Consider the following 12364-nt stretch of genomic DNA (forward strand, 5'->3'; position numbering starts at 1 on the left):
TTCGATGCTGCTCGTCGCTGATGTCGGCAATACCAATGTGGTTTTCGCCCTGTATGACAATGGCTCGTTTCGCGCCCGCTGGCGGATCGCTTCGGATGCGCGGCGAACAGGCGACGAGTATGCTGTCTGGCTGCTTCAGTTGATGCAGATCGAAGGCGTCTCGCGAGACCAGATCTCGCGCATCATCGTCGGTTCCGTTGTTCCCCGCGCAGTTCACAATCTCCAGGTGCTTTCCGAAAAGTATTTCTGCATCGCGCCGATGATTGCGGGCGAGGGCGAAGCCGCGTGGCCGCTCACCCTGGATGTGGACGAGCCGCGATCCCTGGGCGCGGATCGGGCCTTGAATGCAATTGCGGCGCACACCAAATATGATGGCGACCTGATTATCATCGACTTCGGTACTGCCACAACGTTTGACGTTGTGGATTTTGCCGGAACCTACAAGGGCGGGATAATCGCGCCCGGGATTAACCTATCGCTCGATGCATTGGTGAATGCGACGGCAAAGCTGCCCAGGGTGGCGATTGCCGCACCTCGCAACACCAGCGTCATCGGGCGCAACACCGAGGATCAGATGGTCATCGGGGTCTTCTGGGGTTACGTGGCGATGATGGAAGGGCTGATCGCCCGAATGCGGAATGAGATCGGGCGGCCTACCCGCGTGATCGCGACCGGCGGGCTCGCCATATTGTTCGACGAACACACAGAGATATTTGACGCGGTCGACGACGACCTAACGTTGGAGGGCCTGGCCCTCCTTGCAGAAAAGGCTTTTAAGTGAAAAAGGATTACACACCCGAACAGGAACTGCTGTTTCTGGCTTTGGGCGGTTCGGGCGAGATCGGCATGAACGTCAACCTGTACGGGTGTGACGGTAAATGGCTGATGGTCGATTTGGGCATGACATTTTCGGGCAACGAATACCCTGGCGTTGATCTTGTTTTCGCCGACCTTGAGTTCATCGAGGATCGGGCGGAGGATCTGATCGGCATCGTCCTTACACACGCGCATGAGGATCACATCGGTGCGGTTCCCTATTTTGCGCAGGAACTTGGCGTGCCACTTTACGCCACGCCTTTCACCGCAGAACTGGTCAGGCGCAAGCTTCAGGAAGCTGGGTTGGTCGATGAAGTCGAACTCAACATCATTGAGGGCGCCGACGATTTTGCGTTGGGTCCTTTCGACATCTCTTACGTGCCGCTTGCTCATTCCATAGCTGAAGGGCATGCGCTTCTGATCGACACGCCTCATGGCCGGATCTTTCACACCGGCGACTGGAAGCTGGATGAGGAACCGATCATCGGCGAGCCTGCCACCGAGGAGGAACTGACCTCGCTCGGCGACGAGGGCATCCTTGCCATGGTCTGCGATTCCACCAACGTCTTCAATCCCGAGCCGAGCGGGTCGGAGGGAGCAGTTTACAAGGGGCTCCTGGAAGAGGTGCGGAAGCACGAAGGCCGGCGCGTCATGGTCACGACCTTCGCGTCGAATATCGCCCGTCTGCACACCCTGGGCGAGGTGGCGAAGGCGACCGGCCGCAGACTTTGCGTGGCGGGACGTTCGCTCGATCGCATGATCGAGGTGTCGCAGGACAATGATTATCTTCAGGACCTGCCGGACATCGTCGATTTCGACACGGCCATGCAATTGCCGCGCGGTGAACTGCTGATCATCGCAACCGGCGGGCAGGGCGAACCGCGCGCGGCGCTATCGCGCATTGCGGAAAGCAATCACCCTCTCAACCTGGTCGAAGGCGATGTGGTGCTGTTTTCCAGTCGCCAGATACCGGGCAACGAGATTGCGATCGGCAAGGTGCAGAATCGCCTGGCAGAACGCGGTATCGTCATGGTTACCGACCGGCAGAGCATGATCCACGTCTCGGGCCACCCGGGACGGCCTGAACTTGAAGCGCTTTACAAGTGGCTCCGACCGGAGATTCTGGTGCCGGTTCACGGCGAAATTCGCCACATGCAGGAACAGGCGCGATTGGGCTTGGAAAGCGGCATACCGCATGCCGTGTTTCAGAAGAACGGCGATATTGTTCGGCTTGCCCCGGGTAAGCCCGAGCGTCTGGCCCAGGTCCGCTCAGGCCGTCTGATCCTGGACGGCGATATCATTGCTCCGGCCGATGGCGAGTCGATGACGATGCGCCGTCGTCTCTCTCGCGAAGGCGTTGTCGTCACGATCCTCGATGCGAAGAACCGGCCGACGGTCGAAGGGATCGGTCTGCCGCTTGACGAAGACTACGACGCTTTTGTGGAAGAGTGTCAGGGCGACGTGACTCAGGCAATCGGGCGATTGAAGGGGCGTGACCGGAAAGACGATCGCGCCATTCAGGAAGCGGCCAGACTGGCGACCCGGCGAGCCGCAACGCGCTGGAGCGGGAAGCGCCCGCAGGTCAAAGTCATACAACTGGCAAGCTGAGGCGGAAAGATGGCCTGGACTTCCATCATCGCGATCTATGCCCTGTTCTGGGTCATAGTTGCCTTCGTCCTGCTGCCGTTCGGCATCAAGACCCATGATGAGGCGGGTCTGGAAAAGGTGGCGGGGCAGGCAGACAGCGCGCCTGCCAATTTCCGCCCTCTGCGGCTCGTCATACGGGCCACTGTTCTGGCGGGGGTAGTTACGGCACTTTATGTGGCCAATTTCGTCAGTGGCTGGATCGGAGTCGAGGACATCGACTTCTTCCCCAAACCTCCCGAGGTAACCTACGCCGAATAGGGGCGCTAGTTTCGCAGGCGCTCGATGGATTGGGCGAGAGCCACGTAGAGCTTGCCCATGTCGGAACTGAGCAGCGTCACGCCAAGCGCGTGACCATCGCGCGTGGACAGCATCGTACGCAGCATGGCCTCGAAATCGTGGATGTAACGGCTGACATGCTCGCGGAAATCGGGGTCTTCTTCATAGATTTCCGCGACTTCGCGTGATTGGCCGTTGTCGAGCAAGCGAACGGCCCTGCGGGTGAATATCCCTCTGTCTCCGCGCAGGTAGGAGTTCCAGGCAGTGTCAGTCACTTCGGTCGACAAAGCTTTTGCAATGTCGATCGCGTTGGAATTGAGGCTTTCGGTAATCAGGGCCACTCTGCGCGAGAAATCATTGTCCACCTGCTCCTCGGCTAGTTCGCGAGCACGATTTACCCGCGATTCCAAATTGGCAGCGAGTTCGTTCACCTTGCTGAGCTGATCACGCATCTGGATTGCCGCCTCACGCCCGGTAGCCGCTGCCTGGCTGGCGGCCTGTTCCAGCGCGGAGATCGAGTCAGCAGCATGCCCGGTGAGCGCGCTGTCGATAATTTTGGCGGCTTCGTCTGCGACACGTTCGGCGAAGGCGTTGACCTTGTCCGCATTCCTGACCTCGAGATTGCCCAAGGCATCCCGCGATGCGCCTTCCACCGCGAGAATGGCTTCACGCAATTCTCCACGCGTCTTTTCTGCGAGGGCATCGCCCTGCCTGTCGAGGTCCGCCAACTTGCCTTGCAATTCGCCGATCAGGTGAAGGTTGTGCTCCTGCTTCGCCTGTACATCGTCCTGCAAGGTGCGAATTTCCGCGATGGCACGCTTCCCGGATTTCTCCGTCTCGCCAAGCTGGCCCGCAGTCAATTCCACCGAAACGCCTGCAGTTTCGAGTGTGTCTTTCAGGCTACGAGATTCGCCGAGCACTTTCTGAAGGCGGGTTTCGACTTCCGCGAGTGAGGCCGGCAGATCATCCCGGCCCTGCTCAGAAGCGGCTTGCAGCAGTTCGAGCAAGCGAACGCTCGATTCGGTAAGCTGGGCAACCATCCCGTCGGTTCCGTTCAAGGCCGATCTGGACGCCTCCAGGGTTCCCGTAAGTTCGGCGACACTCTGGCCGACGCGTTCCCGGGTGTCCTGTCCATGTTTCCCAATACGCGTGAGGCTGACTTCCAGGGCATCGATCCTGCTTGCCAGTGCCTCCGCATTCTCGGCCAGCATGTGGGTTTGCGCGATCTGATCCTGCCGCCGTTCGGCCAGTTCCGAGTCGAAGGCGGCGAGGCTGGCAGCCAGTGCCTCGGCAGCATCCGCTTCCTGCTCGGCCAGTGCATCGCGTCGGGCCTTGATCTTATCGACAAACGCGGCATGGCTAGTGGCGAGATTGCCGTTCAGTTCATCGGCATGGCCCGAGATTTCGCGCAGCAGTTCGGCCGCGCTTGCTCGCGTGCCTTCATCGAGAGCGCCGATCTTTTCGGCCATATCTGACAAACGCGACTGAACCGCTTCGATCCGCTCGTTCCAGCTTGCGACTGCTCGCGTTTCCGTTTCGCCGAGGGAGCGGTTCACCGTGCCGGCACCCTCCCGAATCGAATTGACGCGCGCTTGCAGCGAGACAAGCGCCTCGGCCTCGTGTTCTTCCAATGCTTCGCCGGCCTCGATGATCTCGGCACGCAAGCGATCGGCACGGTGGCGCATGGCGGCCAAGGCGTCGACTTCGTGACTGTCCAGATCGGCCCGGTGCGCCTCGCTCTTTTCGGCAAGAGCAGCGAAACGGCGGTTCATGAAATCGTCCAATTGGATAGCCTGCGCTTCGAATGCCGCGATTGCCGCATCGACACGGCTGCGCAAGGTGCCCACCTGTCGCTCGCTTGCGGCGCCGAATTCATTGAGCCGTTCGAAGCCGGAGATCATCTGGCTCAACTGGTCGCTGGCCGTACGACCCGCATTGCCGATCTGGTTGGAGACGTCGCGGGCGGAATTGGCGATAACGGGGAGGTCGTTTCTCAGCCGCCCCATGTTTTCCATCGCGCTTGCGCTGACTGTGGCGATGGCGTCCACCTGTGCGCCGTTGTGATGAATGAGGGCCTGGAGCGCGTCGGCGTGTTCCGAAATGCGTTCGGAAGCGATCCTGCCGAGGCTGTCGAGTTCGCGCGACTCGGCTGCCAGAAACTCACGCGCAACGCTGAGTTCGCGATTGATCACGATCAACCGTTCTTCCAGCCGCTGTGCCTCTGCCGACAAGACCGACGCTGCATCGCCGAAGCGCGCCGCTTCACGCGTGCTGCTGCGCATGGCCAGCAGCCAGCAGGCAATGACCAGCAATACGGGAATGCACCAATTCGTGAGCAATTCCGCAGCTTCGGACAGGGCGACGCCATCGGCGATCGACATCCAGTTCGATGCCGCAAGCAGCACCGTCCAGGCAAGGATAATGGCCAGGGCTACGGCCGGCACCAGCCAGCCCCTGGCTGTGGAGCCGAGCGGCTCATCCAGCCACTCCGGCTCTTCATACATGGCCTGCTCGCCTTCAAAGACGGGTTCGACGCCGGTATGCTCTGTTGTTTCCCCGCCGTCCTGTCCGACAGCCCTGATGTGTGATCCCGCGCTCATAGGCAGAAAGTTACCACGTTTGCGGGAAGGTGAAACCCCGTCTTAACCTTGTTCCACATATGCTGCCCGAGTGATGTATGAAAGGTCCTCCTTCGAAGCGACACTGGCTGCAGCGGCAGGTGACGATGCCAGTCTGCTGGCGGAATTGAAGCAATCTTTCGGGCAGAGCCTCGCGTATCACGTCGACCTGCTTTCCCGCGCGCGATGCGATGGCAACTGGTTCGTGGCCGCACAGCGGATCCGCGGCCTGGCCGCATCCTTTCATGCTACTGAACTGATGCAAATGGCCGACACGGCACTGCGATCTGCTCCCGGCGACCCTGTGATTCTTCGAGAATTACACGGCTTCATCGAAAAATCCGGTTTCGGTAGAGCGCGCCGGGCCTAGCTGCCTTGGAAATCGCCGCATGAAAGCCTAAACAGCAGCCTTTCACCGCTCACCGCGAAAGGCCAGATTTGCTCGCTGCGCTCGTCTCGACTGCTGTTGCCCGGGATGAACACGGACGGTTGCTGATCGTCGGTAATCGGACCGTCGTCGGCCACCAGATTGCGGCCGCTCTTGCACTGGGATGTGAACACATACTGTGCCTGGTCGACGGGGCAGAAGTGCAAGGAAACAGCGTGGAGGTGAATGCGCTCCGCCAGCAGGCGACCAAAGGCGGTGCGGCGTTTCACCTCGCGTCAGACATCTTTGGCGTATCTGCCAAGGTGACCGCTCATGATGCCCTGATCGTCTTCGCTGCCGGATTGCTGCCGCAGCATGAAGTTTGCCGAAAAGTGGCTGCTGGGCGCTTCGGTGTCGCGGCATACAGTTCACCCGGAGGTGAATCGGCGCCACTCGAGAGGATCGATTCCGATTACGTCTGGGGCGGTATATTTCGGGCGCCAGGCGATATAGTGGAACGGTTCGCCTCCGTTGCGCCTGACGGAGATCCCATCTCGGGGCTGCTGCGCACTGCCTTGCAAAGCGGGTTGCGCATGGTCGAACTGGCTGATGGCGAGGCGCCGATCGTGATCCGGACATCGCAACAGGCAAGGGCAGAAAGCGAACGCTGGCGGCGGCAAAGCCTGGGCAAGCCCGACTGGCGCATTCCCGGTGAGGCGATTGCGGTCAACCTTGCACTCCGGCACGGCGATGCGACTGAATTGCACGACCGGACATCAGCACTCTCTCTCGCTCCTTTTCTGCTCGTTGGAATAGGCATAGTACTGGCTTGGGCTGGCTGGGCGACCCTGGCCTTTCTCGCACTTGGAGCAGGTTTCGTTGTGCGCCTTCTGCCTCGCCAACTGGCGCGGGGATCAGCGGAGTTCGGGCAGGAAACACCAGCGACCGATTACTCGATCTTGCTGTTCGATGCCGCGGTCTTGACGGTGAGTTATTTTGCGTTGCAAACTGCTGCAGATCCAATCCCGCAACCCGATCTGGATGGCTTCGCGATAATAGCCGCCATCCTCGTCTTGCCATGGCTGGCAATTCGGTACAGCATTCCGTTGTGGCAGGCAGCAGCACGAGACCGCCTCGCCCTCTGTATCGGCCTCGCTATTTGCGCCGTGTCGGGATCTTTCGCCATCTCCGCCGGTATCCTGCTGATTATCATCCTTGCAGCGATGCTGATGTTTCCCAGAAGCCCACAGCTAACCCGGTCTTAACCACAGGCTGGTAACGGCACTGTATGTTCGAGGCAGCCATGACCCCTACACCCCAACTACCCATCGAGGAGGTTCTCCAGCACGAACTCGTCAGCGGAGATATCGTGCTGGGCACGCTGGGACCGATTATCGGCCATCTCCTGGCAAATCACGATAATTCCCTGTTTAGCGACGAGATTGTCGCAAGGGTCCGCGGCATGGTGAGCCACCTCGCCAGCCAGATGCTGGACGAGCTTGGCACGACTCTGGAACTTGCCGACCCGGGGGTTCTGGCGGAAGGGCAGGGGCGCGAACTGGCTGCCGAACTTGCAACTTCACAGGCATTGCTCACCCACTGCCATGCTCTCGCGCTGGAATGGCAATTGGCCGAGCGATTGGAGAAAAGGTGTGCTATCGATCCGGTGCTCACGCCGCTTCTCCAGGCCCTTATCGCTTCGGACCATGACGAGACTGCCGGCACGGCCATGGCCCTTCTGGCCAGTCAGGTACGCTTCGTTCAGGCGCAACGACGGATGGAGTTGCCACTGACCGAACTGCCGGGCGACCTGTTTCACCACGCCTTGCTGACTTGGCAGACCTTCTGCGATGGCAGGGACGAAGAAACATTGCGAGCGGCCGACCGATCGATGCGGGACCGCTTCGACGAAAGCACAAGCCGTCTGGGCCTCCTCAACCGCCTCGTGGGAGGGATGGGCAACGGGGCGCGTGCTGCCCTCTCCATTGCTCATGCTGGAGTTGCGATCTTCTGCACGGCCATGGCAAACCAGTCGAACCAGGACCGCGATCTGGCGGTGGTATCTACCAACGACCGTCAACTCGCACGTCTGGCGCTGGCCTTGCGCAGTGCAGGGCTGCGCCCGAAGGAGGTCGAGAAGCAGTTCCTCACCATCCATCCCGAGACGACCTTGCCAGAAGGTTTCGAACTGCTGCGAGCCGACCGCGCTGGCGAGATGCTTTCGGCTTCAGGCGGTTGGTCCCCGGGCTGAACATGTCGTCCGAAGGTCCGATCACAGCGAGCGCCATCAGCGATGCCGAAGACCGGCTGGTGGAAGTGCAGGAGCCGCTTGCGGGCCTTCACCAGGCATGTGGGGGCGTGCTGCCGGGCCGCATAGCTATTCCGGAACTGCTGCAGCTGGTCCGCCGATCGCGCGAATATCAACTGCGTCTCGCCAGGACGGTTCAGGCATTCGACGGGGACGAAATCATCAAGTTCTGGGCCGCAGTGGAGCCGCTGGAAGAAGCAGGTGGCTGCCGACTGGAAATGAGTAATTGGCAAACGATCAGTCAGCCGGTCGAACGGGAAGCTGACGTTCAGGGACGCAGAGACGCGTTAACCCGGCAGATGGCCCTGCTGTCGGCCAGGCTGGATCAGTATCAGAATGTTCTGACGGTCGAATCGCATTCCATCGTTTTGCGCGATCTTGCGCGTGAAATGCGCTCGCGAATGGGACAGCGCTGGACGGATATGGTCGAGTTGCGGGAACTGCCGGACAGGGACGACATTCACTGGCGATTGCTGGACGGTGCCAGACTGATGGCGCCTGGCATGGAAGCAGGGTTGCAGGCTCGCCTCATCCCGGCTGGTGAGAAGGACAGGGGCAGCGCCGGTTTCGAATTGTACTTCCTGCCTGACGAACAAGCCGAAGTGAACCTTCGCCGGGCCCGGTCCGAAAACAGTACGCCGTCCTTGGGCAAGGCCCTGGGTCGGGAATTGTCACCGGTTCTGCGACGGCCGGTACCCCGCATCATCGCCAATGCGGAAACGATCAGATCACGACTGGCAGGGCCCCTGGCCGAAGAATACTCCAACTATGCCGCAGACATCGCAACCGCCGGGCAGCACCTCCTGTCGCTGATCGACGACCTGGCCGATTTGGAAGTGGTCGAAGATGCCAACTTCTCGGTCTCGCCTGACCAGATTGACCTTGCCGAGGTAGCCCGCCAGGCGGCCGGCATCCTAGGTGTCAGGGCGCGCGAAAAAAATATCGGCATAACCGGGCCGGGCGATGGTGAAGTCAGACCTGCAATTGGAGAATTCCGACGCGTGCTGCAAATCCTGCTGAATCTGCTTGGCAACGCAATCCATTATGCGCCGGAGGGTTCATCCATCAAGCTGCTTGCAGGCGGATCGGATGATACGGCTTCGCTGGAAGTCGCCGATCAGGGGCCGGGCCTCACCCCCGATCAGCAGAAGGTGGTATTCAATAAATTCGAGCGTCTTGGTCGTAGCGGCGATGGTGGTTCGGGCTTGGGCCTGTACATCTCACGGCGCCTGGCGCGTGCCATGCGGGGAGAGCTCGCGGTCGCAAGTGAACCGGGGCAGGGCGCACGGTTTACGCTGACACTGCCTACAGTCGAAACGAATGAAGCGGCTGCCTGATCGGCACGTCAGGCCGGGCGAGCTCAGTCTCGCAGGCGCCGCCTTGCGAGGAGAAGAAGCAGCAATCCGACAAAGACGGCAATAGCGCCGTTGCCTGCCCAGTTCGACTGCCCGAGCATGAAGCTGTCTTCCGGCCACATTAACAGACCCAATCCCTGGAAAACCCACAGAAGGCCGGTCAGCACCAGGGCAAAACCGGCGATCTGCAGGATGATCCGGAGCATGCCTGCCGCCTCTTAGCGCTTATCTACCGGCACGTAATCACGCTGGGTCGGCCCGGTGTACAGCTGACGCGGGCGACCGATCTTCTGATTGGGATCGGAGATCATCTCGTTCCATTGCGCCACCCAGCCAACGGTCCGGGCAAGGGCGAACAGGGCGGTGAACATGGTTGTCGGGAAGCCAATCGCCGAAAGGATAACGCCCGAATAGAAGTCGACGTTCGGGAAGAGCTTCTTCTCGATGAAATAGTCGTCGCTCAGCGCCATTTCCTCAAGGCGCAGGGCTGTCTCGAAAACGGGATCGGTGACGTTCAACGCTTCGAAGACTTCACGAACGGTCTTTTGCATGACTGTCGCGCGCGGATCGTAATTCTTGTAGACGCGATGCCCGAAGCCCATCAGGCGGAACGGATCGTTCTTGTCCTTTGCACGCTCGATGTAATGCGGGATCTTGTCGGGAGTGCCGATCTCGCGGAGCATGTTGAGCGCTGCCTCATTCGCACCGCCATGAGCCGGACCCCACAGGCAGGCGATACCCGCCGCGGTGCAGGCAAACGGGTTTGCGCCCGAAGATCCGGCAAGGCGAACCGTGGATGTGGAAGCGTTCTGTTCATGATCGGCATGCAGGATGAAGATGCGGTCCATTGCCTTTTCGACGGCGGGGATCACTTCATATTCTTCAGCTGGCACGCCGAAGGTCATGCGCAGGAAATTGCCGGTGTAGCTCAGCGAATTGTCCGGCTGCAGGAAGGGCTGGCCGATGGAGTATTTATACGCCCAGGCTGCAATCGTCGGCATCTTGGCGATCAGGCGATGGCTGCTGATCTTGCGGTGTTCGGGGTCGGAGATGTCGGTGCTGTCGTGATAGAATGCCGATAATGCACCGACGACGCCGCACATGATTGCCATGGGATGCGCGTCGCGGCGGAATCCCTGGTAGAACTGCCGCAGCTGGTCATGCAGCATCGTGTGCCGGGTGATGGTATAGGTGAACTCGTCTAGTTCGTCCTTGCTCGGCAATTCGCCATTCAGCAGCAGGTGCGACACTTCCATGAAGCTGGAATGTTCGGCCAATTGCCCGATGGGATAGCCGCGGTGCAGCAAGACACCTTCCTCGCCATCGATAAACGTCAGCGCACTTTCGCAGCTCGCCGTAGAGGTAAACCCCGGGTCGAAAGTGAAGTTGCCGGTCTGAGCGTACAGCTTGCGGATGTCGAAAACGTCAGGGCCGCAACTGCCCTGCAAGATAGGGAAATCGTAGGATTCACCGCCGGTTGCCAATGTCGCTTGCTTGTCAGCCAAGTTTCGTCTCCTTGATTTGTATTACGCCGGTCCGTCGTGGGCGAGCCGGGCGTGAATACGCGCCAGGCTTTCTGCGCGCCCCAACAGGATCAGCACATCGAAAATTCCGGGCGAGGTGGTCGTGCCCGTCAACGCTGCTCGCAAAGGCTGCGCCAGCTTGCCGAGGCCCAGTTCGAGTTCCTCCGCCATCTCCTTCAGACTGGCTTCCAGGGCAGGAATTGTCCAGTCATTTTCCCCTTCCAGACGGGCATGAACCGCGGCGAGCCGCTGCTTGCCAGTCTCGTCAAGCAGCTTTTCCGCCTTGTCCGTAAGATCGAATGGTAGCTTCTTGAACAGGAATTCCGCACCTTCCGCCAATTCGTCGAGGTCCTTGGCCCGCGTCTTAAGCTCCGGCATCGCGCGTTGCAGCAGATCCTTGTCCACTGGCAGGCCGATCCGCGGAGCGACGAGCTTGGCGAGACGCTGATCGTCGGCCTCCCGGATATAGTGACCGTTCAGGTTCATCAATTTCTTGAGGTCGAACCTCGATGGGCTTTTCCCCACGCCATCAAGGCTGAAAAGCGCGATCGCCTCATCCCGGCCAATCTCTTCCCGGTCGCCATGTGCCCAGCCGAGGCGGAGCAGGTAGTTCACCAGAGCCTCGGGCAATATGCCCAGTTCATCGCGGTAGCTATCGACACCTACTGCGCCATGCCTTTTCGAGAGCTTTGCGCCATCGGCTCCGTGGATCAGCGGTACATGGGCATAGACGGGATCGGGCCAGCCTCCCTCAATCCGGTCCATCGCGCGAATGATCGGCAACTGACGGAAAGCGTTGTTGAGGTGATCGTCACCGCGAATGATATGGGTGCAACCCATGTCGTGATCGTCGACAACCACAGCCAGCATGTACGTCGGCGTTCCATCCGCGCGCAGCAGGATGTAATCGTCGATTTCTGAATTGGCTACGGTCACGCGTCCCTGGACCGCGTCTTCGATGACGGTTTCGCCAGTGTCCGGCGTCTTCAGGCGAACGGTGTAGGGCTTGCCTTCTTCTTCGGCCTCGGCCGCGCGGTCACGCCAGCGCCCACCATAGCGCAGCGGCTGCTTCGCGGCCCTCTGCTCGGCTCGCATAACCTCGAGTTCTTCCGCAGTGGCGTAGCACTTGTAGGCATCACCGGACTCCAGAAGCTTGCGTGCCACTTCGGCATGGCGATCGGCACGTGCGGTCTGAAACACCGGTTCTTCATCGAAGGTAATGCCAAGCCAATCGAGGCCGTCGAGGATGGCGTCGATAGCTTCCTGAGTCGACCGCTTGATGTCAGTGTCTTCGATGCGCAGCAGGACCTTGCCGCCATGATGACGCGCGAACAACCAGTTGAAAAGCGCCGTTCGGGCGCCGCCCAGATGCAGGAAGCCCGTGGGTGAGGGGGCGAAGCGCGTGACCACCGTACCGCTATTGCTTGCCATAGAAACCCAATCCCCTATCCCGT

The 12364-nt window shown here is 60.2% G+C and carries 11 protein-coding genes; 7 read left to right on the top strand and 4 right to left on the bottom strand.

The genetic code is table 11. The annotated features are described in order from the left end of the window. Positions 1 to 4: 4 nt before the first annotated feature. Genes G7A66_RS00565 through G7A66_RS00575 form a run of 3 tightly spaced genes read left to right on the top strand, consistent with a single transcriptional unit; the run spans position 5 to position 2721 of the window. A complete protein-coding gene (locus G7A66_RS00565; RefSeq protein WP_174293758.1) occupies positions 5 to 781 on the top strand; it encodes a type III pantothenate kinase in 777 nt (258 codons plus the stop codon). Then, positions 778 to 2424 carry a ribonuclease J gene (locus G7A66_RS00570; protein WP_332310453.1) on the top strand — a complete coding sequence of 549 codons (1647 nt, stop codon included), beginning with the start codon at positions 778 to 780 and terminating at the stop codon, positions 2422 to 2424. The genes G7A66_RS00565 and G7A66_RS00570 overlap by 4 nt, the downstream gene beginning before the upstream one ends. Before the next feature lie 9 nt (positions 2425 to 2433). Further along, complete coding sequence (locus G7A66_RS00575) at positions 2434 to 2721, top strand: DUF1467 family protein (RefSeq protein ID WP_174293759.1); 288 nt, start codon at positions 2434 to 2436, stop codon at positions 2719 to 2721. Between the two features lie 5 nt (positions 2722 to 2726). Here the strand turns inward: G7A66_RS00575 and G7A66_RS00580 are convergent, their stop codons facing one another. Continuing rightward, positions 2727 to 5339, bottom strand: a complete 2613-nt coding sequence (locus G7A66_RS00580; protein WP_174293760.1) for a coiled-coil domain-containing protein — start codon at positions 5337 to 5339, stop codon at positions 2727 to 2729. 73 nt (positions 5340 to 5412) lie between these two features. Here G7A66_RS00580 and G7A66_RS00585 point away from each other — a divergent pair, with 73 nt between their 5' ends. From G7A66_RS00585 to G7A66_RS00600, 4 genes are all read left to right on the top strand, one after another. Next, positions 5413 to 5727 carry an Hpt domain-containing protein gene (locus tag G7A66_RS00585; RefSeq protein ID WP_206674995.1) on the top strand — a complete coding sequence of 105 codons (315 nt, stop codon included), beginning with the start codon at positions 5413 to 5415 and terminating at the stop codon, positions 5725 to 5727. A 68-nt stretch (positions 5728 to 5795) separates the two neighbouring features. After that, entirely contained in the window at positions 5796 to 6989 is a 1194-nt protein-coding gene (locus tag G7A66_RS00590) for a hypothetical protein (RefSeq protein WP_174293762.1), read from the top strand. 38 nt (positions 6990 to 7027) lie between these two features. After that, a complete protein-coding gene (locus G7A66_RS00595) occupies positions 7028 to 7975 on the top strand; it encodes a hypothetical protein (RefSeq protein WP_206674996.1) in 948 nt (315 codons plus the stop codon). 2 nt (positions 7976 to 7977) lie between these two features. Beyond that, positions 7978 to 9369, top strand: a complete 1392-nt coding sequence (locus G7A66_RS00600) for a sensor histidine kinase (protein WP_174293764.1) — start codon at positions 7978 to 7980, stop codon at positions 9367 to 9369. Positions 9370 to 9392: 23 nt separating this feature from the next. Here the strand turns inward: G7A66_RS00600 and G7A66_RS00605 are convergent, their stop codons facing one another. Genes G7A66_RS00605 through gltX form a run of 3 tightly spaced genes read right to left on the bottom strand, consistent with a single transcriptional unit; the run spans position 9393 to position 12341 of the window. After that, positions 9393 to 9593, bottom strand: a complete 201-nt coding sequence (locus G7A66_RS00605; protein ID WP_174293765.1) for a hypothetical protein — start codon at positions 9591 to 9593, stop codon at positions 9393 to 9395. Positions 9594 to 9605: 12 nt separating this feature from the next. Continuing rightward, positions 9606 to 10892 (bottom strand): citrate synthase, encoded by a 1287-nt coding sequence (locus G7A66_RS00610; protein ID WP_174293766.1) that lies wholly within the window; start codon positions 10890 to 10892, stop codon positions 9606 to 9608. A 21-nt stretch (positions 10893 to 10913) separates the two neighbouring features. Continuing rightward, positions 10914 to 12341 carry a glutamate--tRNA ligase gene (gltX, locus tag G7A66_RS00615; RefSeq protein WP_174293767.1) on the bottom strand — a complete coding sequence of 476 codons (1428 nt, stop codon included), beginning with the start codon at positions 12339 to 12341 and terminating at the stop codon, positions 10914 to 10916. Positions 12342 to 12364: the final 23 nt, after the last annotated feature.

Source organism: Alteripontixanthobacter muriae, assembly GCF_013336795.1.
In the GTDB taxonomy this organism is placed as follows: Bacteria; Pseudomonadota; Alphaproteobacteria; order Sphingomonadales; family Sphingomonadaceae; genus Pseudopontixanthobacter; species Pseudopontixanthobacter muriae.

What these genes read in the sequence shown, in the direction of transcription:
- G7A66_RS00565 (WP_174293758.1), top strand. Translation starts at nt 5, where the DNA reads ATGCTGCTCGTCGCTGATGTCGGCAATACCAATGTGGTTTTCGCCCTG.
- G7A66_RS00580 (WP_174293760.1), bottom strand. Translation starts at nt 5,339, where the DNA reads ATGAGCGCGGGATCACACATCAGGGCTGTCGGACAGGACGGCGGGGAA.
- gltX (WP_174293767.1), bottom strand. Translation starts at nt 12,341, where the DNA reads ATGGCAAGCAATAGCGGTACGGTGGTCACGCGCTTCGCCCCCTCACCC.
- G7A66_RS00600 (WP_174293764.1), top strand. Translation starts at nt 7,978, where the DNA reads ATGTCGTCCGAAGGTCCGATCACAGCGAGCGCCATCAGCGATGCCGAA.
- G7A66_RS00595 (WP_206674996.1), top strand. Translation starts at nt 7,028, where the DNA reads ATGACCCCTACACCCCAACTACCCATCGAGGAGGTTCTCCAGCACGAA.
- G7A66_RS00605 (WP_174293765.1), bottom strand. Translation starts at nt 9,593, where the DNA reads ATGCTCCGGATCATCCTGCAGATCGCCGGTTTTGCCCTGGTGCTGACC.
- G7A66_RS00585 (WP_206674995.1), top strand. Translation starts at nt 5,413, where the DNA reads ATGTATGAAAGGTCCTCCTTCGAAGCGACACTGGCTGCAGCGGCAGGT.
- G7A66_RS00575 (WP_174293759.1), top strand. Translation starts at nt 2,434, where the DNA reads ATGGCCTGGACTTCCATCATCGCGATCTATGCCCTGTTCTGGGTCATA.